We start from the raw sequence: 22,934 nt of genomic DNA, 5'->3' as shown, positions 1-22,934 counted from the left end.
GCGCCACCGCTCACTCCAACCGCACCGACACCCGCGCCGCGCGGCCCTCCGCGTCGATCACCGCCAGATCGGCAAATCCCGCCTCCAGCCCGTCGAGGATCACCTCCCGTCCCCGTGCGCCGGTCAGCAGGGGCCGCCCGTTCGCAAGCCATGTGAAGGGCGGACGTCCCTCGCGCACCTTCGCCACCAGCCCCTGCGCCCCCAGCGGCACCCGTGCGCCATCCGGCGGAAAGGCCACGACAGGCGCATCAGCGGGTGCCGCAAAGACAGCACCGCGCGGGCGGAAGCGCTGCAACGGCGCCGGCAGGGCGGCGGCGGAGAGCATCAGAGTCTCGGGCGGGGGCGGCGGCAGCGGGTCCAGCGTCGGTTTCAGCCGCTGGAACACCTCGAAGAGGATCGGCGCCGCGGCCTCGGCCCCGAAGGCACCGGGCACCGGGGTGCCATCCGGCCGCCCGATCCAGACCGCCGCCACATGCTGCCCGTCAAAGCCCACGGCCCAGGCGTCGCGGTGGCCGTAGCTGGTGCCTGTCTTGTAGGCCAGCCGGTTGCGCGGCGCCCCCGGCGGCGGGGCGAGCCCGGCGAGAATATGGCCCACCTGCCAGGCCGCTGCCCGCGACAGGAACCGGCGCGACGGCGCCTCAGCGCTCTCCATACGCCAGTGAAGGGCACGGGCCTCGCCGCCCTCGGCCAGCCCCGCATAGAGCCGCGTGAGGTCCTCCAGCGTCATCCCCAGCCCGCCCAGCGTGATCGCCAGCCCCGGCCGCCCGCCGGGCACTTCGGCCGCCACGCCCGCCCGGCGCAGCCGCGCCATGATCGTCTCGGGGCCGAGCGCATCGGCCAGCTGCACCACCGGCGTGTTGAGCGAAAGCTGCAACGCCTCGGTCACCCGGATCTCGCCCCGGAAGCTGCCGTCGAAATTCTGCGGCGCATAGCCGTCGAAGCTGACCGGACGGTCGTCGATCATTGTCTCGGGATGGGCCAGCCCCTCGTCGAAGGCCATGCCGTAGACCAGCGGCTTCAGGGTGGAGCCGGGCGAGCGCAGGGCGCGGGTCATGTCGACGAAACCCTGCCCGGTCTCGGAATAGGAGCCCCCGACCGAGGCCAGCACGGCGCCGCTGCGATGATCAGCCACCAGCACCGCGAGCGAGACACCGCCCGGCTGGCCCCGCAGGCTCTGCTGCGCGAGCCGCTCCAGCGCGGCCTGAAGTGCACCGTCCAGCGTCAGGTCATGGACCGGGGCCAGAGGGGCCTCGGCCCGGGCGCGATCCGCCATATGGGGCGCCAACGCGGGGAAGACCCGACGCCGCGCGGGTGCGGGATCGCGCAGGGCGGCCTGCACCGCGTCCGGGGGCAACAGTCCGTCGCGCGCCATCCGCGCCAGCACCCGGTCGCGGGCGGCACGGGCCGCCTCGGGGTGGCGGTCGGGGCGGCGGGCTTCGGGTGCCTGCGGCAGGGCCACCAGCAGGGCGCGCTCCGCAGGCGTCAGCCGGGCGGGTTCCTTGCCGAAGTAGCTCAGCGTCGCGGCCCGCAGCCCCTCCAGATTGCCGCCATAGGGCGCATGGAGCAGGTAGAGGCGCAGGATCTCCGCCTTGCTCAGATGCCGCTCCAGCGCCCAGGCCACGCGCATCTGGCGCAGCTTGCCGGACCAGCGCCCGGTGCCGCTCTCCTCCAGCAGGCGCGCCACCTGCATCGTCAGGGTCGACCCGCCCGAAACCACGCGCCCGTGCCACGCCGCCTGCGCCACGGCGCGCAGCAGGGCGCGGGCGTCGACACCGCTGTGGTGCAGGAAGCGCCGGTCCTCGTAGGCCAGCAGCATCTCGGTGAACCGCGGGTCCACCGCACCGGGCGCCAGCCGCCAGCGTCCATCCGCAACCGTATAGACCCGCAGCAGGTCCCCCGCCCGGTCGCGGACCTCGACCGAGGTCTCGCTCACCAGCGGGGGCAGCTCCGTTGCCGCGACCCAGGCCTCCCAGCCATCACGCGCGCCCGCCCCGGCCCCGAGGGCCAGCACGAGCGCCACGAGCGCGGTGGAGAGGCGGTTACTCCGCAATGGTCACCCGGCCCGTATCGGTCCAGGCGCGGTAGCGCGGCCGGTACATGTCCTCGACCGAGGCCGCCGGGTGGTGGTAGCGGCCGGGCGAGATCGCGCGGACCACGTAGGCCAGCGTGAAGGGATCGTCCCCACTCCAGTCCAGCGCGGCGAGGAAGCGGTCGGCGCGGAATTCCGCGTGATCGGCCACCGCCGGGTCGAGCCATCCCAGCCCCCGGATATCGCCCGAGCGCAGCAGCGAGGGATTGTCGATCTCGAACCCGCCAGGCAGTGGATCGTCCACCATCAGCCGGGCGCCGGTCTTCTCGAAGGGCGTGACCTTGAGGACCACGACCATGCGGTCGCCCTGCGCGATCCGCGTCGGGTCCACCGGGGCGCCCTCCATCGTGTAGTAGCTGCGTCCGATGGCATAGCCATAGCCGCCCGCCGCCGGGGCCACCTCGGGCACGCCCACGGTGGTCAGGGTCAGCTGCGTCGCCGCCCCCGCGGCATTGGCGATCTCCAGCGGGGCCAGCATGGCCGCCCCGTCGAGGGTGCGCACGAAGGGCCCCTCCACCGGCGCACCGTTCAGCGTCAGCCCCGAGACCGCGGGATCGTCGATCATCGCCTTGGCGGCCATCAGGGTCCAGACGCTCTCCTGCGTGGACATCGGGCCCGAGACATCGCCCACCACGCCTGCCAGCGCCGCGGTATCGACGGCCTGCGAGCCCGCCTCGACCGCCAGTGTCAGCAGGCCCGCCGCATCGCGCAGATGGGTGCCATAATCGGCGCGGTAGAGCCGCGCATCGCCCCTGACCGGCAGACTGTCGAGCATCCGCTGCGCCTGTCCGAACATCCGGTCGGCCCGCGTCTGATCGCCGTAGAGCGCCAGCGCCGCGCCAAGTTGCGCCGCCGCCAGCGGCGTGGCCAGCGCCGGGGCCTTCACGTCGGCGTAGTAACGCAGGTCGCCCATGTTGGCCGCCCCCTCACGTGCCAGCACGAGGAGCGCATAGGCCAGCGCCTCGCCGCCCTTGCGCTCCTCGTCGAAGCTCTCGGCGTAGTTCACGCGGTTGCGCAGGTTGTCCATCGCCATGCGGAAGGCGGTGTCGGGCACGCTGTAGCCCTCCTGCCGCGCGCGGCTGAGGAAATCGGTGACATAGGCGTCGAGCCAGTCATCCCCCGAGGAAGCGGACCAGAGCCCGAAGCCCCCGTTGGAGGCCTGCCGCGCAAGGATGCGGTCGATGGCCTGATCCACCCGCTCCTGCACCCGGTCGCGCGAGGCCAGTCCCATCGCCTCGGCCACGGAGGAGAGGTAGAGCAGCGGCAGCGCCTGCGAGGTCACCTGCTCCGTGCAGCCGTAGGGGTAGCGATCCAGCGCGGCCAGCAGCGCGGGCGCGTCGAGCCGCGCGAGGGGCCCGGCAGAGACGATGGCCTGCCCGGTGTCGCGGCGCAGCCCGGCAAAGACATTGGCATCCAGCGTGAAGGTCCCGCCTTCGGCGAGGTCGAACCGCTGCGTCGTCGAGACGGGCGGATCGTTCTGCCGCACCCCCAGCGTCAGCGGCTTGGTCAGGACCTTGCCGCCGGGCGTGGTGAGCGCGACGGTCAGGGTCTGATCCCCCACGCCATCGGCGGTCACGGGGATCGAGAGGGTGACGGTATCCTTCTCCCCAAGGCTGACGGAGGCCGGGATCGCGCCCGCGTCCAGCGTCAGCCCCTCGGCGGTGACGGAGAGCGCGGCCCGCCCGATGGGGCCTGTAGCATGGGTGATCTCCAGCAGCAGGCGCGAGGTATCGCCGGGCGCCAGCAGCCGCGGCAGCGTGGCGCTGACCACGACGGGATCGCGCACCAGCACATCGGCCTGCGCCGCGCCGACGCCTCTGTCGGTCCAGGCCACCGCCATGAAGCGCACGGTGCCGTTGAACTCCGGCAGGTCAAAGGTGACCTCGGCGGTGCCATCGGCCCCCACGGTGACGGGGCCCGAGAAATAGGCCACCAGCTCCTCGGTCGGCGGCGGCGATTGCAGCCGGGACGATCCGGCATCCCCGCCCGAGCGGACCTGCCCCATCGCGCCGTTCACGCTGTCGATGAGGCGGCCATAGAGATCGCGGATCTCCATCCCCAGACGCCGCTGGCCGAAGTAATGGCCCTGCGGATCGGGGCTCTTGAAACCGGTGAGGTTGAGGATGCCGAGGTCGACCGCCGCCAGCGTCACATGGGCGGTCTCGCCCGCCGCGATGCCGTCCACAGCCACCGTCGCCGTCACCGGCCCGCGCGGATCGGCCTGAGCCGGGACATCGACGCGGACGCGGAGGGCCTTCTCGCCCGGATCAACCTTGGCATAGGCAAGGCCGAGGGCGCGGGCCGGGGTCTGTCCGGCGGCCACGTCCATCGGGCGCAGCAGGGCGGCGGTGACATAGGCCCCGGCGCCCCAGTCCTCGGTCACCTCCAGCGGGATCACGCTCTCGCCCTCGGGCACCGCCACGGCGCGGCGTTCGATCAGCCGGTTGGAGATCACCGTCACCAGCGCCGTCCCCGCAGAGCGCGGCACGATACGCAGCTGCGCCGTGTCACCCACGGCATAGCCCGCCGCGTCGAGGGACAGCTCCAGCATGTCGGGCGTGGTGGAACTGTCGGCGGGCGCATACCATCCGGCGTAGAAATCGACCGAGGAGCGGGCGGGCGTGGCCCCGCCGATCTGCTCCACCACGATCTCGTATTCCCCCCATTCCACGGGGGCCGAGACCTGCACCGGCGTCGCCCCAAGCACCGCCTCGCCCGAGGCGACCTGCGACCGGGTGGTGTAGGGCTCCCAGTTCCAGTCGCCGTATTGCTGGTACCACTGGTAGCGAGTGCGCACGCGGTTCACGGTCCAGCGCACCGGCAGGGCCGCGCCATCGCCCACGGCGATCAGGGTAAAGGCGGCCTGCGAATTCTCGGCCACCACACCCTCGGCGGCAGGGCGGATGCCGATGATCGCGTGATCCGGCGTCAGCAGCCGGTCGGCGCGCCGCTCCACCGGGCGGCCGGAGCCTTCCAGCACGCGGGTCACCACCTCGGCCATGACGGGCCGGTCGGAGGGCTCGGAGAAGCTGGGCAGGGTCACCTCGACCAGCGCGGCGCCATCGGCCTCGGTCCGGGTGCCGCCAAAGCTCTGATACTCGGGGTAGGTGGCGCGGTCATGGGCGCCGAAGAGATAGCCGGGATGGTCCGGCAGGCTGCGCACCGGGCGCAGGACGACCTGTCCTTCGACCTCCAGCGCCGCGGCGGGGGCACCGAAGAGATAGCGCGCCGACACGGCCAGCGGGGCGCGGTCCCCGGGGCGCAGCGGGCTGTCCGACAGGGTGGCGGTGAAATCGATCCGCTCGGGCAGGAAGTCCTCGACCAGCAGCTTGGCACTGGCCAGTGCCTCGGCCTCGGGGTCGGCCTTCACCTCCAGCGTCCACGTTCCGCGCGGCGCGGCGGGCCCGACGGGGAAGTCGAAGACATGGCCGCCCGCGACGCCCGCGGTCGAGGTCTGGCGCGCGTATTCCACCCCGTCGGGGCGCGACAGGATCGCCGTCACCGGCAGCCCCTCGATCGCCCCGGCCAACGCATCCCGCGCCAGTGCCGTGGCGTGGATCACCTCGCCCGCGCGATAGGCGCCCCGGTCGGTCGCAAGGAAGACGTCGATCGGCGGCGCGGCGGGGCGGCCCTCCACCCCCCGGTCGGAGAGGTCGAAGGCCGGATCGGTGAGCGAGAGGAAGGCGAGGTCGGCCTCGCCCTCCCGCGCCATGACCATGGCCGGGGCCGCGCCGCCGCTGCCACGAGTCAGGCCGGGGGCAAAGCGGGCATAGCCGGTCTCATCCGTCGTGGCCGTGCCCAGCACCCGGTTGCTGCGCGAGAGCAGCGAAACCTCGACCCCCGCCTTGGCCTGCGCATCGCCGAGACCGCGTAGGAAGACATGCAGCCCGTCGGTGCCGGACAGGGAGGTCAGGCCCAGATCGGTCAGAACGAACCACTGGGTGGCGATGGCGCCGTCCTCCTCGGCCCCCTTCACCCGGGCAGTCAGCGCATAGGCCCCGGCGGGCTGGCCCTCCAGCGCGGCGCCCATGGGCAGGCGGGTGGTCATGTCGCGGTTGAGCTCCGAGGCGACCTCGCCGGTGCCGTCCCAGACCAGTTCGGCCAGATCGTTTTCCAGCTGCCGCTCTTCATAGAAGTACAGACGCTGGCCAAAGAAACTGTCCTGCACCAGACGCAGCAGGTTGCGGTCGGTCACGTGGTAGAGCTTCAACTCCAGCGCATCGGTGTTCACCGTCTCGACCGGCAGGGCGATATCGCCCGCATTGGCCAGCACGTAGGCCCGGCCCGGGAAGGTCACCCGCGGGGCGCGGTCGCGGATATAGACGCGCAGCTCCACGTCGCGGGCCAGCGTCTCACCACTGGCAGCGGGCAGGCCCTCACGGAAGGTCACCGTGTAACGCGCGCCATGCTGGACGCCGCTGAGGCAGAGCTGTGACCCGCTCGCCTCCACTGCCATGCCCGGATCGGGCAGGCGCAGGTAATCGGCGTAGTTCACCTGCGTCTCGTCCAGCGGTTCGGAGAAGTCAGCGCAGATGCGCGGCTCGGCCAGTTCGTTCTCGACCCGGTTGTCGGTGAGCCGGAAGCCATAGCGTTCGATGGCAACATCGAGCAGCGCCATCACGTCATCGCGCGGCTGGATCGCTTCCGCCAGACGCAGCGCCGGGATCATGTCGCGGGAGCGGTCGTTCGCCTCCAGCGCCTGTGCCAGCACCACCAGCGCCGTGACCCGCGCGGGATTGGACGGCGCGCGGAGATAGGCGTTGATCGCACCGCCCAGCGCCCGCTGGCGCAGCTTCTGCGTCTCGCTGTAATTGCCGCCGGGCGCGCTCAACCCCAGACGGGCATAGTCAGCCCATTGGTCCGAGGCATCCGTCGCCGCCACCGCGCCGCCCATGAAGCGCATCGCCGCCAGCAGATCCCCCGCCGCCTCGCGGTCCCGCGCGGCCTGAAGCAGCGCCTCGGCCGTGAACTGGCCCGCCGGGTGGATCCAGCTGATGTCTGCTGCCAGCTCGACAGCCTCCGCGATGCTGGCCTCCTCGAGGAAGGCCAGATCGCCGCGCAGCGCCGCCGCCCGCTGCCGCGCCGCGTCGCTGACGGGCAGGATACGGGCGGAATAGGCCCCGTCGTAGGGCACCGGCGTGGAGGCCGCGGATTTCGGGAAACAGGCGTTGGAGCGGGTGTTGTAGGTGAAGGCCGTGCAGCCCGTCGTTGCCGCGCAGACATTCCGGCAGGCCTCGAACGTGGTGTCGAAGAGCGCCTGAAGGTCATTGCCCGGGAAATCCACGTCCCGCGTCAGCAGCATCCGGCTCTCGGGCAGGGCCTCCTGCGCGGCGAGCGGCGCGGCGGCAGGGAGCGCAAGAACAAGGGCGGCAAGAAAACGACGGACCATGATGACCTCCTCCCGGTGCGGGTTCAGATCGGAAATGATCCCCGCCCCGGTCACTGAATGGCTGACTGCAAACTGACGCCGTCACCGTGGCACGCGCCCGCGCGACCTGACAAGCGGCGCCATGCCGGTCACGCCAATCTCAACAGTTTCTTTACCGCTTCCCCGCACCCTTGCCAGAGGGGGGATCTCTGGGAGCGGAGGCTTACGTGAGTCTGGCAAACAAGCTGTCCGAGGAACGGCGGGCACGATTGGCGGCAGAACGGCTGCTGGAGCAGAAACAGGCGGAGCTCCACGCCGCGAACCGCAAGCTCGGCCGCCATGCCCGCGCCCTCAGCGAGGAGATTTTCGAGACCCGCGCCGCCGTCCAGACCGTCCGGGACGAGAACAGGCGCGTGAAGCTGGACCTCAGCGCCGCCCACCAGAAGGTCGAGATCGCAGAGCGGCGGCTCTGGCAGTCGATCGAGACGATCGAGGGCGGCTTTGCCTTCTTCGACGGGGACAGCCGGATGATCGCCGCCAACGCGGCTTGGCTCTCGGTGTTCGACGGGCTGGAGGAGGTCGCGCCGGGCGTCACCTACATCCGGCTGCTGCAGCTGATCACCGAGGAAGGCATCGTCGACATCGGGGAGATGACCCCGAAGGAGTGGCGGCGGATGATGATCACCCGCTGGCAGTCCCCGGTGCCCGAACAGATCGTCTTGCGGCTGTGGAACGGCCAGTACATCAAGATGATCGACCAGCGCGGCCACGAGGGCGACGTGGTCTGCCTTGCCCTCAACATCACCGAGTCGGTCCGCTACGAGGAACAGCTGCGCGAGGCCCGCACCCGGGCGGAGGCCGCGAACCGTGCCAAGAGCGCCTTCCTCGCCAACATGAGCCACGAGATCCGCACCCCGATGAACGGGGTCGTCGGCATGGCCGAACTGCTGGGCGATACCGAGCTGACCCGCGACCAGCAGCTCTACGTCGACACGATCCGCTCCTCCGGCGAGGCGCTGCTGGTGATCATCAACGACGTGCTCGACTACTCCAAGATCGAGGCCGACAAGCTGGCGCTCCATCCCGAGCCCTTCGATCTGGAGCGCTGCATCCACGAGGTCGTCACCCTGCTCCAGCCCCGCGCGCGGCAGAAGGGGCTGGAGGTGCTGGTGGACTACGATCTCTTCCTGCCTACCCGCTATATCGGGGATCCGGGGCGGCTCCGGCAGGTGATCACCAACTTGGTGGGCAACGCGATCAAGTTCACGGCCAAGGGCCACGTGCTGATCCGCGTGGTCGGACTGACAGCCGGCACGGAAGAGGAGGTGCATATCCACCTGACGGTGGAGGACACCGGCATCGGCATCCCCGAGGACAAGATCGCCAGCATCTTCACCGAGTTCAGCCAGGTCGAGGATGCCTCCAACCGCCTGTTCGAAGGCACCGGACTGGGGCTGGCGATCAGCAAGCGGCTGATCGGGCTGATGAAGGGGCGGATCTGGGTCGACAGCGAGGTCGGGCGGGGCTCGGCCTTCGGGTTCCAGATCACCCTGCCCGTGGCCGAACCCGAGGAGGAGACCGCCAGCCCGCCCCGCCTGCCCGACGGGCTGCGCCGGGTGCTGGTGGTGGACGATCTGGCGGTGAACCGCACGATCCTCGAACGCCAGCTGGAGGCGATGGGCGCCCAGCCGATCCCCTGCGCCAGCGGAGCCGAGGCACTGGCGCGTCTCGATGACGGTGTCGACCTGATCGTGACCGATCACAACATGCCCGCCATGGACGGGCTGGAACTGGCCGAGGCCGTGCGCGCCCGCGGCAGCCGGGTGCCGGTGATCCTGCTCTCCTCCGCGCTCGACGACGCGGTGCTGGACCCGGCCAGCCGGACGCTGGCGGCGATCTTCCAACGCCCGATGCCCCGGCGAGACCTCTACCGCGCCATCGACAACCTGATCCACGGGCGCCCCCTGCACCGCCGCACCGCCCCCCTGCCCGCGCCGGCCCCGGCCCTGCCCGCGGACGACCGCCGCCCCATGGTCGTGCTGGCGGCCGAGGACAACCGCACCAACCAGCTCGTGCTGCGCAAGATGCTGGAAGACGCCGATATCGCGCTGCATTTCGCGGCCAACGGGCAGGAGGCCGTGACCCGCTCTGCCGAGCTGTCGCCGGACCTGATCTTCATGGACATCTCGATGCCCGGGATGGACGGCAAGGAGGCGACCGCACGGATCCGCGCGCGGGAGCAGGGACACCATGTGCCGATCGTCGCGCTGACCGCCCATGCGCTTGAAGGCGACGAGACGGCGATCCTCGCGGCCGGGCTCGACCACTACCTGACGAAGCCGCTGCGCAAGGCGCTGCTCTGCGAGCAGATTAGGCGCTACCAACCGGCCGAGTGCCGGCCGCCCTTCGCCACGGAACCAAGCCAGGCCGAAAGCGCCTGAAACCTGCGCGACCTCCCCGGCGCTGCCCGGAAAATTCGAATTTTCCGGTCCGTCTTCTTCGAAGAAAACGGGCAAGGCAGAGAGGAAGACGCGCCAGTCAAACCGACGGACGGACGGTGAGACCCACGCCGAAGAACTTTAAGGAAAATTCTTCGCAAAATTCTTGGTTCAAGAATTTTGGGCGCCGCCTGCGAGGGAGGCACCAGACAACAAGCGGCGCAGGTTACTCGGCGTTGCGCACGAAGACCGGTTTCGTCTCGGTCGACTGCTTCGCATCGAAGCTGTAGCCGCCGGTGTCGAAATCCTTCAGCGCCGCCGGATCGGTCAGCCGGTGGGTGACGACATAACGCGCCATCGCGCCGCGCGCGCGCTTGGCGTAGAAGCTGATGACCTTCTCCTGCCCGCCCTTCCGTTCGAGGAAGGTGGGCGTGATCACGGTCAGGCCGAGCGCGTCTAGGTCGACCGCGCCGAAGTATTCCTGGCTGGCACAGTTCACGAGCACCCCGGTGCCGATCTCCGCCGCCTGCGCCTTCAGCGCCTCTGCCGGGCGCGTGCCCCAGTAGTCGTAGAGCGACTTGCCCCGCGCCGTCTTCAGCCGCGTGCCCATTTCCAGCCGGTAGGGCTGGATGCCATCCAGCGGGCGCAGCACACCGTAGAGGCCCGAGAGGATGCGCAGGTGATCCTGTGCCCAATCCAGTTCCTCCGGATCGAGCGAGGCGGCTTCAAGCCCCTGGTAGGTATCCCCCGCGAAGGCCAGCGCGGCAGGACGCAGCGCCTCGGCGCCGGGGGCCTCTTCGTAGCTCTGGAACCGGTCGCGGTTCAGCTTGGAGAGGTCGGCCGAGAGCTTCATCAGCTTGGCGATGTCGTCGGCGGATTTCTCCCGCATGACGCCCGCCAGATCGTTGGCGGCGTCCAGCATGTCGGGCGTGGTCAGCGCGACATCACGCTCGGACCAGTCCAGCTTCTTCGCGGGGGAAACGACGATCAGCATCTAGATACCTCTTGCAGCAACGCCGCGATATCTAGCTTGCCTCGCGCAGGAGGTCCAGAAAGGCCGCGCCGAAACGTTCCGTCCTGCGGTCGCCGAGGATGCGGATGAGTGCCGCTTCATCCTGTGGCCGGGATTCCGCCACCTTGGCCAGCAGCGAGGCGGAGCAGGACAGCGGCTTGTCGATACCGTCGGGCCCGCGGGCCAGATCGGCCTGCGCCTGCATCAGCCGGTCGTAGAGATCGCCCGAGGCCCGGCCCGCCAGCTTCATCCGCTGGGGGTGCATCTCGGCCACCTCGCCCGCGATCACGGCGAGGAACTCGGCCCCGTAGCGCTCCAGCTTCTTGCCGCCCACACCGTTCACCCGGGCGATCTCGTCCAGTGTGGCGGGGCGGCTCTCAGCCATCTCGATCAGGGTGCGATCGTTGAAGATCATGTAGGCGGGCAGCTTGGCCGCCTCCGCCAGCGCGCGCCGCTTGGCCTTGAGGGCAGAGAGCAGCGGCTCGTCCTCCTCCGAGACCAGCGTCCGCACGGCGGGGCGGCGATCCTTGGCGGCGGTGATCACGTCCTTGCGCAGTTCGATGCTCTCCTCCCCGCGCAGGATCGGCAGGGCGGTATCGGTCATGCGCAGCGCGCCGTGGCGTTCGGGATCGGGGCGGATCAGGTCGTGGCCCATCATCTGGCGGAAGATCGCGCCCCACTGGCGCTTGGAGTATTCCTTGCCCACGCCGAAGGTGGGCAGCTGATCATGCCGCTTCTGGCGGATGCGGTCGGTGTCGGTGCCCATGAGGATGTCGGTCAGATGCCCGGCGCCGAACCATTCCTCGGTCCGCAGGATGGCCGACAGCGCCTTGCGCACCGCGGTGGTGCCATCGAAGACCTCGGGCGGGCGGTCGCAGAGATCGCAGTTGCCGCAGGGCTCCGCCGCCTCGCCGAAGTAGCGCAGCAGGGCCACGCGGCGGCACGACAGGCTCTCGGCCAGCCCCAGCAGCGCGTTGAGGCGCCCATGATCGGCGGCCCGGCGTTCGGGCGGGGCCAGCCCCTCATCGATCTGGGTGCGGCGCAGGCGGATGTCGTCGGGGCCGTAGAGCGTGAGCGTCTCGGCGGGCGCCCCGTCGCGGCCCGCGCGGCCGATCTCCTGGTAATAGGCCTCGATGCTTTTCGGCAGGTCGGCGTGGGCGACCCAGCGGATGTCGGGCTTGTCCACGCCCATGCCGAAGGCCACCGTGGCGGCGACGATCAGCCCGTCCTCGGCCTGAAACCGGGTTTCGGCGATGCGCCGATCCTCGGCCTCCATCCCGCCGTGATAGTGGATCGCACTGTGCCCCGCCTCGCGCAGGGCCTGCGCAAGCCCCTCGGTCTTGGCACGGGAACTGCAATAGACGATGCCGGACTGCCCCTTCCGGGCGGCGGCGAAGTCGAGGATCTGGCGCCGCGGGCTGTCCTTGGCCCCGAAGGCGAGGTGGATGTTCGGCCGGTCGAAGCCGCGCAGGAAGGTCTGCGGCGCGGCCTGCGGGAAGAGGCGGCGGACGATCTCTTCCTGCGTTTCGGCATCCGCCGTGGCGGTGAAGGCTGCGACGGGCACGTCCAGCGCGTGGCGCAGCTCGCCGATGCGCAGGTAATCGGGGCGGAAGTCATGGCCCCACTGGCTGACGCAATGGGCCTCGTCCACGGCGATGCGGGTGACACCGATCCGGCGCAGCATCCGCATGGCCCCTTCAGAGGCAAGCCGTTCGGGGGCGAGGTAAAGCAGCTTCAGCCGCCCCTGTTCGATCGTCTCCCAAACGTAATCCGTCTCTTCCGGCGTGTTGCCGGAGGTGAGCGCCCCCGCCTCGACCCCCGCCTCGCGCAGGGCGCGCACCTGATCGCGCATCAGCGCGATCAGCGGAGAGATCACGACGGTGATCCCCTCGCCCATGAGCGCGGGCAGCTGGTAGCAGAGCGACTTGCCGCCGCCGGTGGGCATGATGGCCAGCACATCGGCCCCGCCCGCGACCGCCTGCACGATCTCTTCCTGTCCCGGACGGAAGGAGGAGAATCCGAAAATCTCGCGCAGAAGGGGGGCAGCGTCCTGCATCGGGCCTGTCTTTTGTGGTTAATCCGCTCTCAGCAGGGACTGTCCCACATTAAGAATCGGTGAACAAGGCTGGGGCCGCCGGGGAAGCGGCGGCCATGGGCCTGGCGCGTCGCGATCGAGGGGCGAACGGACAGGGCGGGCGGGGCCGCTCAGTAGCCCATGAAGAAGCCGCGGTTCGTGTCCAGCACGATGCGGATCAGCATGATACCGATGAAGACCATCAGCGGCGCAAGGTCCAGCCCGCCGGTCGGGGGCAGGATGTTGCGGATCGGGCGGTAGATCGGCTCGAGGATGCGGTTCAGGCCGTCCCAGATCTGGGAGACGATGGCCTGCCGGCGGTTCAGCACGTCGAAGCCGATCAGCCAGCTCATGATCACGTGCGCCAGCACGAAGAACCACAACACGCTGAGCAGGAATTGCAGGATGTTGTAGATCGTCATCATGGGCCGGGGTCCTCTCTCTCGGGTTCGGATCAGACCTAGGGGCAGCGGGTCGAAAGCACAAGTGCGACGCGTGGTTTAGGTTGACGCAGGCGGGTCACGGGCCACGCGCGGGCGGAAGACAGCAGGCCAAGCGCCTTGTCATGCGGCGCGCTTCCCGGTCATATCGCCCGTGAACGGCAGGCCAGTCAGGGGAAAACGATGTCGCTGCGCAAACGCATCTGGGGCTGGTTCTTCTTCGACTGGGCCAGCCAGCCTTACAACACGCTGCTGATCACCTTCATCTTTGCGCCCTACGTCAAGGAACTGATGGGCGACGGGACCGCGGCACAGTCGGTCTGGGGCTTCGGCATCGGGGCGGCAGGCTTCTGCATCGCGGTGCTGGCCCCGATCCTCGGCGCGATCTCGGATGTGTCGGGGCACCGGATGCGGTGGATCTGGGTTTTCTCCGCCATGTACTTTGTCGGGGCCTATGCCCTCTGGTGGGCGGTGCCGGGCGATTTCAACCTCGTCTCCACGCTGATCTTCTTTGCCATCGGCATGATCGGCATGGAATTCGCCACGATCTTCACCAACTCCATGCTGCCCGACCTCGGCCCGCGCGAGGAGGTCGGACGGATCTCGGGCAATGGCTGGGCCTTCGGCTATGTGGGCGGGCTGCTGGCGCTGGTGCTGATGCTGGCGCTGCTGCAGGAGAACCCGGCGACCGGGCGCACGATGATCGGCATTTCCCCGATCCTCGGGCTCGACCCCGCGATGCGCGAAGGCACCCGCGCCGTGGGGCCGCTGACCGCGATCTGGTACGCGGTCTTCATGGTGCCCTTCTTCCTCTACGTGCGCGATCCGAAACCGGCGAAAGCCCCGCGCGGTGCGGTGATGGCCGCGCTGAAGGGTCTTGGCGGGACGCTCCGCAGCCTGCCGCGGCGGCCCTCGCTCTTTGCCTATCTCGCCTCCTCCATGTTCTACCGCGACGCGCTTGTCGGCATGTATGTCTTCGGCGGCATCTATGCCTCGGGCGTGCTTGGCTGGTCGATCATGCAGATCGGCATCTTCGGCATCCTCTCGATCATCTCGGGCGCGCTTTTCGCCTGGCTGGGGGGCATGGCAGACAAACGCTTCGGCCCCAAGCCGGTGATCCGCACCTGCATCCTGCTGCTCACCTTCGTGGCGGTGTCGATCGTGGTGATCTCGCCCACCAGCGTCTATTTCATCCCGGTGCCCGAAGGCTCGGCCCTGCCGGATATCCTCTTCTTCGCGCTCGGTGCGGTGATCGGGGCGGCGGGCGGCGTGATCCAGTCGGCCAGCCGCACGATGATGGTGCGCCAGGCCGATCCGGACCGCATGACCGAGGCCTTCGGTCTCTATGCGCTCTCGGGCAAGGCGACCTCCTTCCTCGCGCCAACGCTCATCGGTGTGACAACCGCCATCAGCCAGAGCCAGCCGATCGGCGTGACCCCGCTGATCGCCCTTTTCCTTATCGGCCTTGCCCTGCTACGCTGGGTTGACCCGGAGGGAGACCGCCCATGTTCCGACGCACCGCCCGCCTGATCCGCAGCGCGGGAACCCCGATCCCCACCCGCCGCCACGCTGTGCGGCTTGCCTCGCTCATCCTTGCCCCGCTGATCCTCCTCTCCGGCCCCGCCGCCGCGCAGACGAACGTGCCTGCGGAATGGCGCGGGGTCGAGGCGCGCCAGCTGTTCGGCGCCAAGGCCGAGCCCTCGTGGCAGGACAGCGCGCCCTTCGGCTCCTACGCCAAGGGCTGCCAGTCCGGCGCCTACATGATGCCCGACACCGGCCCCACGTGGCAGACCATGCGCCTGTCGCGAAACCGGAACTGGGGCCAGCCCCAGATGATCGACTTCCTCAAGGACCTTTCGTCCTTCGCCGCGAAGCAGCCGGGCTGGGCCGGGCTCTACATCGGGGACATCTCGCAGCCGCGCGGCGGGCCGATGACCTCGGGCCATGCCTCGCACCAGATGGGGCTGGACGCCGACATCTGGATGCTCCCGCCCCAGCGCCTGAACCTGACCCGGACCGAGCGCGAGAACCTCTCGTCGATCTCGACCCGCCGGTCGGCCGGGGCCTTCGTGAACGAAAACTGGACGCCCCAGCACCACCAGATCCTCAAAGCCGCTGCCAGCGACCCGCGCGTGGCGCGGATCTTCGTCTTCCCCGGCGCCAAGGTGCAGATGTGCAAGGACGAGACCGGCAACCGCGCCTGGCTGCGCAAGATCCGGCCTTGGTACGGGCATCACTATCATTTCCACGTGCGGCTGAACTGCCCCTCCGGGGCCCGCGGCTGCGTCGAACAGGATGCGCCCCCGCCCGGTGACGGCTGCGCCGATGCGCAGGCCTGGGTGGACAATATCCTGAACCCGCCGCCGCCCGACCCCAACGCCCCCAAGCCCAAGCCGAAGCGCCAGCTGACGCTGGCCGACCTGCCCCAGCAATGCGTCTCGGTCCTGCAGTCGCGCTGACGCTCCTGCTGCTGACCACCTGCGCCCCAACAACACCGCCGGACGGACCGGCGGTGTTGTCGTCGGAGGTGGTCATGCGCGGCAAGGTTCCCAACCTGGGCGGGTTCTCGGGCCTTGAGGTGACGGCGGGCGGCACGCTCTTCGTCGCGATCTCGGACCGGGGCTACATGTTCACCGGCCGGCTGGACCGGGACAGCGACGGGCGCCTCACGGCCGCCCGCGCCCTGACCATGGACCCGCTTCTCGACCCCGAGGGCGCGCCGCTGACGCGCAAGAACTTCGACGCCGAGGGGCTGGCAATGACGCCCGAGGGCAAGATCGCCGTCTCCTTCGAACAGCTGCCCCGGGTCTGGATCTACGACGCCCCGGGCAGCACCCCCATCTCCCTGACCAAGCGCGGGGACTTCCCGCCGCTGCCCTACAACGGCGCGCTGGAATCCGTCGCAGTGGACGCCGAGGGCCGTGTCTTCACGTTGCCCGAGGATCACCTCACCGACACCGGGCGCATCCCGGTCTGGAGCCTGCGCAATGGCCGCTGGGAGGAGGTTGCCACGCTCCCCTTCCTGAACGACGGCTTCCTGCCGGCAGAGGCCGCGATCGGCCCCGACGGCAAGTTCTACCTGCTGGAGCGCGGCTTCTCCCGGCTGAGTTTCCGGACACGCGTGCGGCGCTTCGACCTTGCGCTGCCCGGGGATCACGGGGCCGAAACCCTGCTCGAAACCGCGCCCGGGGCCCACGACAACCTCGAAGGCCTCTCTGTCTGGCGCGACGGCGAAGGCAGGCTCCGGCTGACCATGGTCGCCGACGACAATTACCTCTGGGTCCAGCGCTCGGAGGTGGTGGAATACCTGCTGCCAGACCCTGCCCCCCTTGCCAGCAAGGAAAAAACCCCTTAGACGCCGCCCGTTCCCCCGCCGGGGGCACGCAACCGCGCCCCACCCGGGCACAAGTCGCCGCTACCTTGTCTAAAAAACGGGCTCAAAACATGAACCGCAAATACCTGCCTGGCATTCTTGCCATGGCCGCCATCGTGGTGGCCTCGAACATCCTGGTGCAATTCCTCTTCGGTCAGTGGCTGACCTGGGGGGCCTTCACCTATCCCTTCGCCTTCCTCGTCACCGACGTGATGAACCGCGTCTACGGCGTGAAACCCGCCCGCAAGGTGGTGGTCGCCGGCTTCGTGGTGGGCGTTGTCTGCTCGCTGATCGGCCCCCAGATCCAAGGCGACTTCGGCCCGCTGGTGACGCTGCGCGTGGCGCTTGCCTCTGGCACCGCCTTCCTCGTGGCACAGCTGACCGATATCGCGATCTTCAACCGCCTGCGCGACGGCGCATGGTGGCAGGCGCCGCTGGCCTCGACGCTGGTGGGCTCGGCGCTGGACACCGCGCTCTTCTCCGTGATCGCCTTCTCGACGCAGCTGATCTTCCTCGATCCCTCCAATGACGTCAGCTGGGCCAACGAGGCGCTGCCGCTTCTGGGCGTGGGTCCGGTGGTGCCGCTCTGGGTCTCGCTCGGCGTGGCGGACTGGATGGTCAAGCTCGCGCTCGCCGTGATCGCTCTTGCACCGTTCAAGGCAATTGTGAACGGTTTGACCACAAGACCTGCGTAAAAACGTTTTGCGATACACGAAATATGTGAGACGATTCGAGTATCGGAAACATTCAGAAAGGAGGTGCTCTAGTGTCTATTGAGGTATTGGAGAGAGGTGTTGGAACAGTTCGGAAGGACGTTTGCTGAGGCAGCCCTTGGCAGCCGACCGACCGGATTGGTGGGATACCTAACCAGCCCCGCCTCCTAATCTCGAGAGAGGGTCGCTCCGTTCCGGGAGCGGCCCTTTTCCATGTCCGCCCCCCCGCCTTTCGGCCCGTGGTCTGGCCGAAACCCTTTGCCCAACCGCCCCTGCGGCCCTAGATCTGCCGCGAAAGGAGGCGGCCATGCTGCGCATCACCGATGACATCGCGATTCAGGACTGGGAGATCACCGAGATCTTCGTCCGGGCCAGCGGGCCCGGCGGCCAGAACGTGAACAAGGTCTCGTCCGCGGTGGAACTGCGCTTCGAGGCCGAACGCTCGCCCTCGCTCTCGCCTGCCGTGAAGACCCGCCTGCGCCGCATCGCCGGGCGGCGCTGGACAAAGGAGGGCGCGCTGGTGCTTCAGGTCTCGGAGGAGCGCAGCCAGGCCCGCAACCGCGACATCGCCCGCGACCGGCTGGCGGAGTTGATCCGTCAGGCCCTCGTCGTGCCCAAGAAGCGGGTCCGCACCCGTGTGCCCCTCAGCCAGAAGCGCCGCCGGCTCGACGACAAGAAGGCCCGCGGCGAGGTGAAGGAGAAACGCGGCTGGGACCGCTGAGGCTCAGCCGCAGCGCACGCCCACCATGTTGCCGCGCCGGTCGAGGATGACGTTCAGCCGCCGGGGATTGTGATCCATGGTCATCATGTCGCCGGGCTTCAGCACCCGGATCGGGCCGTCATGTTCACGGAAGAACTGACCGCGATAGGGCTTGCCCTGCAGCTTGGACGAATAGAGGTCCGCCCCACAGGTCGACTGCGCCTGCGGCGAGGAGGGCCAGTTCAGGGGCCGGTTGTCATGGCGATCATGGGCAAGTGCGGCACCTGCCGTCACACCCAACACCAGACCGGCAGCAACGATCGTCTTCATCATGAGGCTCCTTCCACGTCTGACCCTTATATCGGGCCGCGCCTTGCACAGCACAAGATGCACCGCCCTCAGGGCCGCGGGCGGGCGATCTCCCGCCCGCGCCATGCCCCTCATCCACTGTTCTCAAATATCCACGGGGGGTACGGGGGGCCGTCAGCCCCCCCCCCTCTCCACCGCGCATAGCGCCCGCCTGTGATCCCCGGACTTTTCGAGAAGTCCGCTCCGTCTTCTTCGAAGAAAACCGGCAAGCTCTCGCCCGGACGCCCCTTCAACCGGGCGCAATCCCCAGCCCCATGCGCCAAAGAATTTTCGAAAATTCTTTGCAAAATTCTTCGAAGAATTTTGCCCGCCCCGCCGCAGCGGTTCAGCGCTCCAGAAGCGTGATCATCGTGTCGCCGTACTTGCGGCTCTCCAGCAGGGTCAGCCCCTCCGGCGGCGTCACGGCACCGCTTTCCTCCCAGACCACCAGCGCCCCGTCGGCGATCCAGCCCTGCGCCAGGGCGGCGGACAGCGCCTTGGCGCCAAGGTCCTTGCCATAGGGCGGATCGAGGAAGACCAGCCCCGCACCCGCACCCTCGCAGGGCGGCAGGCGCAGCGCGTTGCAGCGCATCAGCCGCGCCGTATCCTCGACGCCCAGCAGGGCGATGTTCTTGCGGATCAGCCCCTGCGCCACGCGCCCGTCGTCGACAAAGGTCACATGGGACGCGCCCCGCGACAGCGCCTCCAGCCCCAGCGCCCCGGTCCCCGCGAAGAGGTCGAGCACTGTAGCACCCTCCACCGGATCCCCGAACCGCCCGCCGAGGATCAGGTTGAAGAGACTCTCGCGCACCCGGTCGGTGGTGGGACGCAGATGCGCCCCCGCATCGCCCTTACCCACGGCGGCCAAAGCCCGGCCGCGATGCTCTCCGCCAATGATCCGCATCAGCGCAGCAGCGTCTTGAGCTCGACGGAAGGGTCCGCCACCGCCTCGGCGGGCGCGCTTTTGCCCGCGTCGATCAGGCGCTTGCCCACCATGTAGGCGCGCGGATCGTTCATCGCGTCCACCGCCAGCAGGGTCTCGCCCGCGTAGTACCAATGCGACCGCACCAGCCCCTCGCCCGCGCGCACGACCACGCGGTCGTAGCCGAGGTTCAGACCGGCGATCTGCAGCTTCACGTCGTATTGGTCCGACCAGAACCATGGCTTGGGCGCATAGTCAGCCTCCGCCCCCATCAGGTTGTCGGCCAGACATTCCGACTGGTCGATCGCGTTCTGCACGCTCTCCAGCCTCAGCCGCTGCCCCCGCAACGGGAAGGAGGCGCAATCGCCCGCCGCCCAGATCCCGGGCTCCGAGGTCCGGCCCCGCAGATCGACGGCAATCCCGTTCTCGCAGGTGACGCCTGCCGCCTCGGCCAGCGACATGCCCGGCGCGATGCCGATCCCGGTGATCACGAAATCGGCCGCGATCTCGCGCCCGTCGGCAAGCCGCGCGCCGGTGACATGGTCGTCGCCCGTCAGCCGCTCCAGCCCGACCCCTTCGAGGATCGTGACCCCGTGGCCCGTATGCAGGGCGCGGAAGTAATCCGAGGTTTCGGCACAGGCGACCCGCTGCAGGATGCGCGGCGCGGCCTCGATCAGCGTCACCTCCAGCCCAAGCTTGGCGGCCACCGCGGCGGCCTCCAGCCCGATGTAGCCCCCACCCACGATGACCATCCGGCGGCCCGGCTGCATCTGCGGGGCAAGCGCATCGGCATCCGCCAGATCGCGCATCACGTGGACGCCCGGCAGATCGCCCCCGATGGCCGCGGGCAGCCGCCGCGCGTGGGAACCGGTGGTCAGCACCAACTCGTCCCAGCCCAGCACCTCGCCCCCGGCCAGCAGCAGCGTCTTGGCCTCGGTATCGACCCCCTCGACCATGGTGCCGAGGCGCAGGGAGATGTCATGCTCTTCGTAGAACGCCTCGGGGCGCAGGAAGAGCCGCTCCAGTGCGAACTCGCCCAGCAGGTATTTCTTGGACAGCGGCGGCCGCTGATAGGGCGGCACGCTCTCGGCCCCGATCAGCGTGATCGGCCCGCCGTAGCCCTGTGTCCGCAGGCGCGCGACCAGCGCAGCCCCGGCCTGTCCGGCCCCGACGACAACGATATGGCGATTTTCCTGTTCCATCCGGACTAAACCTCCTGTTCTGTCATCGTCGTACGGCGCCGGCACTCTACAACCGTCGTCAGGCAAAACACAATTCATCCCGATGGAGGACAGATGACCATTTCCCAAGGCGATACGCTCCCCGGCGCGACCCTCATTGCGCCCACCGCCGAAGGCCCCGCACCCGTGGCCCTTGCCGACAAGCTGGCCGGGCGCAAGGTCGTGATCTTTGGCCTGCCCGGCGCCTATACCGGCGTCTGCAGCACCGCGCATGTGCCCAGCTTCATCGCCGCCATGGACGACCTGAAGGCCAAGGGCGTGGACGAGGTCATCTGCGTCAGCGTCAACGATCCCTTCGTGATGGGCGCCTGGAGCAAGGACACCGGTGCAGGCGAGGCAGGCATCACCATGCTCTGCGATCCCGAAAGCGCCTTCACCACCGCGATCGGGCTTGAGTTCAGCGCCCCACCGGCAGGCCTGATCAACCGCTCCAAGCGCTATGCGATGGCGGTCGAGGACGGCAAAGTCACCGTGCTGCACCTCGAGGAAAGCCCGGGCACCTGCGACATCTCTGGCGGCAAGTCGATGGTCGCGGCGCTCTGAGCGCTCCCGTGGCGGCCGGTGCCCTGCACCGGGCCGCCACGATCCCCGGCCCCAACGGGGCGTCGGGTACCCCTCGGACCGGGCCCCGCAGGCTGTCCTGCGGCGGCAGAACGACCCGGGCGCACGCGATGGGGCACAGGGCCGGTACAGGCTCATTTGAGACTGGGACAAGGTCCTGAAACGGCGAAGGCCGGACGTATTCGCCCGGCCTGCTTCTACCCTTCCTTCGGAGCACCGATGCGTTGTCCGCTTCACGGCCGATTGGATGCTGGGCCATGCGGTGCTTCCAGACCTAAATGCCTGTATACAGGCTTTAAGTCAACGATTCTCGGCACAAACGTATCGCTAAGATAAGTTTGCTGTGCCTTTTTTGCCCGGAACCTGCGCAAGCAGCCAGTTCTCCTGAATCTCGCTTTCCACGGCCTCGTGGAAGTGGCGCCGCACCGTGGCGATGGCCGCCTCGGGCGTCGCGCCCTCTTCGATCAGAACCAACGCGGTGAGAAGCCCGCTCCGTCCGGCGCCGTACTGGCAGGCCATAGCGATGGTCCCGCCAGCGGCAAGGCGTTTTTCGAGGGTCGGGCGCAGGGCGTTCCAGCGCTCCTTGAAACTGGCATCGGGCACTTCGAAATCCCGGCAGGGCAGGAAGTGAAGCTCCAGCCCTTCGGGAACCAGACCGCGCAGCATGTTGTGGTTCCCCTCCGGCAGTTCGGGCGCCTCGGCGAGGATGATCAGCGTATTCGCCCCATGGGCGAGCATGTCCTGCAGCGCCGCTTCGGCCGCGTCGGGATCCAGATAGGCCTCGCCATCCAGCCCGACTTCCAGACCGGGATAGCCCGACATCAGGCAGTATCCGCCCCCGGGCACCGGGACCTTCGCGCGCAGCGGCGGCTCAAGCACAGGATGAGTCGATTTGGTCATTGCACAACTCCAGCGAATAGCGAAAACATTCCGCGGCTCGGCAAGTTTCCCCCTGCGACGGGGGGTTCCGGTCCTCCGGCTCTTGACAATCACCCGTCCTCACGGCCAATCGGAGCGGACCTTTACCAGCCCTCAAAGCCCTAAAGACGGAACTAGACATGCGCAAGGAGACATCCGAGATCACGGATATTGTCCGGTCACGGATCTGTCAGCGCGCCGAGCAGGAAGACATGATCCTGCACGAAGGCATGCTGGCGACCGAGTTCGGAGTCTCGCGCACGCCGATCCGTCAGGTGCTGCAGAAACTGGCCTATGAACATCTGGTCGAGACGCGATCGGGCATCGGGACGATCGTCTCGCCCTTGCTGCCCGAACAGCGCCCGATGGATTTCGCCGTCTTCCGCTCGTTGCTGCGGGGCGCGGGCGAATGTGCCTCCGACGTGCCCCTGCCGGATCTGGACGCGACGCGGCTGGCCACGGTGCAGCGGCAGGCCGCAGCCCCCGAGGACCGGATCGCGCCGGTCTATTTCTCGCAGCGCAGCGAGTTGCTGGAAATCCTGTCGCAGCTGGTCAGCGACCGCATCCTCGCCGATGCCCTGCGCGCCGCCCACTGGCGGCACCTTCGCTGGCGCATGCGCGACCTCGCGGACACGCCAGAGCCTGTCGTCGCGGACTGGCGCGCCACCATGGCCGCCGTGCCCGCGGAGCCGACGCGGCGGCAGCTGATGCTCGCCCTCGCCGACGCGCCCTTCTGA

General features: G+C 68.9%; 17 protein-coding genes. 8 read left to right on the top strand and 9 right to left on the bottom strand.

Translation table 11 applies throughout. From position 1 onward, the window contains the following. Positions 1-10 precede the first annotated feature (10 nt). Positions 11-2,050: a penicillin-binding protein 1C gene (gene pbpC, locus LCM32_RS12920; RefSeq protein WP_224821493.1), complete on the bottom strand. Its 2,040-nt coding sequence runs from the start codon at positions 2,048-2,050 to the stop codon at positions 11-13. Then, the gene (locus tag LCM32_RS12915; protein ID WP_224821492.1) at positions 2,040-7,478 is read right to left on the bottom strand and encodes an alpha-2-macroglobulin family protein; all 5,439 of its coding nucleotides are present in this window, start codon (positions 7,476-7,478) and stop codon (positions 2,040-2,042) included. The genes pbpC and LCM32_RS12915 overlap by 11 nt, the downstream gene beginning before the upstream one ends. 206 nt (positions 7,479-7,684) lie before the next feature. Between LCM32_RS12915 and LCM32_RS12910 the strand changes: the two genes are divergently transcribed. Then, positions 7,685-9,898, top strand: coding sequence for a response regulator (locus LCM32_RS12910; RefSeq protein WP_224821491.1), 2,214 nt, complete (start codon positions 7,685-7,687; stop codon positions 9,896-9,898). A gap of 223 nt (positions 9,899-10,121) precedes the next feature. Here the strand turns inward: LCM32_RS12910 and yaaA are convergent, their stop codons facing one another. The 3 genes from yaaA to LCM32_RS12895 all read right to left on the bottom strand — a co-directional run bounded on the left by yaaA (position 10,122) and on the right by LCM32_RS12895 (position 13,406). Then, positions 10,122-10,889 (bottom strand): peroxide stress protein YaaA, encoded by a 768-nt coding sequence (yaaA, locus tag LCM32_RS12905; RefSeq protein WP_224821490.1) that lies wholly within the window; start codon positions 10,887-10,889, stop codon positions 10,122-10,124. A gap of 31 nt (positions 10,890-10,920) precedes the next feature. Continuing rightward, positions 10,921-12,963, bottom strand: coding sequence for a DNA helicase RecQ (gene recQ, locus LCM32_RS12900; RefSeq protein WP_224821489.1), 2,043 nt, complete (start codon positions 12,961-12,963; stop codon positions 10,921-10,923). A gap of 149 nt (positions 12,964-13,112) precedes the next feature. After that, on the bottom strand, positions 13,113-13,406 hold the full coding sequence (locus LCM32_RS12895; RefSeq protein WP_222490964.1) for a YggT family protein: 294 nt from the start codon (positions 13,404-13,406) through the stop codon (positions 13,113-13,115). Between the two features lie 198 nt (positions 13,407-13,604). Between LCM32_RS12895 and LCM32_RS12890 the strand changes: the two genes are divergently transcribed. The 5 genes from LCM32_RS12890 (at position 13,605) to arfB (ending at position 18,228) form a co-directional block, all read left to right on the top strand. Continuing rightward, the gene (locus LCM32_RS12890) at positions 13,605-14,951 is read left to right on the top strand and encodes an MFS transporter (protein ID WP_224821488.1); all 1,347 of its coding nucleotides are present in this window, start codon (positions 13,605-13,607) and stop codon (positions 14,949-14,951) included. Positions 14,952-15,022: 71 nt separating this feature from the next. Further along, the gene (gene mepA / locus LCM32_RS12885) at positions 15,023-15,880 is read left to right on the top strand and encodes a penicillin-insensitive murein endopeptidase (protein WP_412070687.1); all 858 of its coding nucleotides are present in this window, start codon (positions 15,023-15,025) and stop codon (positions 15,878-15,880) included. A 74-nt stretch (positions 15,881-15,954) separates the two neighbouring features. After that, positions 15,955-16,776, top strand: a complete 822-nt coding sequence (locus LCM32_RS12880) for an esterase-like activity of phytase family protein (protein WP_224821486.1) — start codon at positions 15,955-15,957, stop codon at positions 16,774-16,776. Between the two features lie 89 nt (positions 16,777-16,865). Then, positions 16,866-17,489, top strand: a complete 624-nt coding sequence (locus LCM32_RS12875; protein ID WP_224821485.1) for a queuosine precursor transporter — start codon at positions 16,866-16,868, stop codon at positions 17,487-17,489. Between the two features lie 325 nt (positions 17,490-17,814). Beyond that, on the top strand, positions 17,815-18,228 hold the full coding sequence (arfB, locus tag LCM32_RS12870) for an alternative ribosome rescue aminoacyl-tRNA hydrolase ArfB (RefSeq protein WP_224821484.1): 414 nt from the start codon (positions 17,815-17,817) through the stop codon (positions 18,226-18,228). Between the two features lie 3 nt (positions 18,229-18,231). Here the strand turns inward: arfB and LCM32_RS12865 are convergent, their stop codons facing one another. The 3 genes from LCM32_RS12865 to LCM32_RS12855 all read right to left on the bottom strand — a co-directional run bounded on the left by LCM32_RS12865 (position 18,232) and on the right by LCM32_RS12855 (position 20,679). Next, the gene (locus LCM32_RS12865; RefSeq protein ID WP_224821483.1) at positions 18,232-18,540 is read right to left on the bottom strand and encodes an I78 family peptidase inhibitor; all 309 of its coding nucleotides are present in this window, start codon (positions 18,538-18,540) and stop codon (positions 18,232-18,234) included. Between the two features lie 361 nt (positions 18,541-18,901). Further along, on the bottom strand, positions 18,902-19,459 hold the full coding sequence (rsmD, locus tag LCM32_RS12860) for a 16S rRNA (guanine(966)-N(2))-methyltransferase RsmD (protein WP_224821482.1): 558 nt from the start codon (positions 19,457-19,459) through the stop codon (positions 18,902-18,904). Further along, positions 19,459-20,679: an NAD(P)/FAD-dependent oxidoreductase gene (locus tag LCM32_RS12855; RefSeq protein WP_224821481.1), complete on the bottom strand. Its 1,221-nt coding sequence runs from the start codon at positions 20,677-20,679 to the stop codon at positions 19,459-19,461. Before LCM32_RS12855 ends, rsmD begins: the two co-directional genes overlap by 1 nt. A gap of 93 nt (positions 20,680-20,772) precedes the next feature. Here LCM32_RS12855 and LCM32_RS12850 point away from each other — a divergent pair, with 93 nt between their 5' ends. Further along, on the top strand, positions 20,773-21,261 hold the full coding sequence (locus LCM32_RS12850; protein ID WP_224821480.1) for a peroxiredoxin: 489 nt from the start codon (positions 20,773-20,775) through the stop codon (positions 21,259-21,261). Between the two features lie 345 nt (positions 21,262-21,606). Here the strand turns inward: LCM32_RS12850 and LCM32_RS12845 are convergent, their stop codons facing one another. Further along, positions 21,607-22,179: a hypothetical protein gene (locus LCM32_RS12845; protein WP_224821479.1), complete on the bottom strand. Its 573-nt coding sequence runs from the start codon at positions 22,177-22,179 to the stop codon at positions 21,607-21,609. A gap of 158 nt (positions 22,180-22,337) precedes the next feature. Between LCM32_RS12845 and LCM32_RS12840 the strand changes: the two genes are divergently transcribed. Next, on the top strand, positions 22,338-22,934 hold the full coding sequence (locus LCM32_RS12840) for a GntR family transcriptional regulator (protein ID WP_224821478.1): 597 nt from the start codon (positions 22,338-22,340) through the stop codon (positions 22,932-22,934).

The sequence above is a fragment of the Pseudooceanicola nanhaiensis genome (genome assembly GCF_020171315.1).
In the GTDB taxonomy this organism is placed as follows: Bacteria; Pseudomonadota; Alphaproteobacteria; order Rhodobacterales; family Rhodobacteraceae; genus Pseudooceanicola; species Pseudooceanicola nanhaiensis_A.
This window is presented reverse-complemented; position numbering and strand designations above follow the sequence as displayed.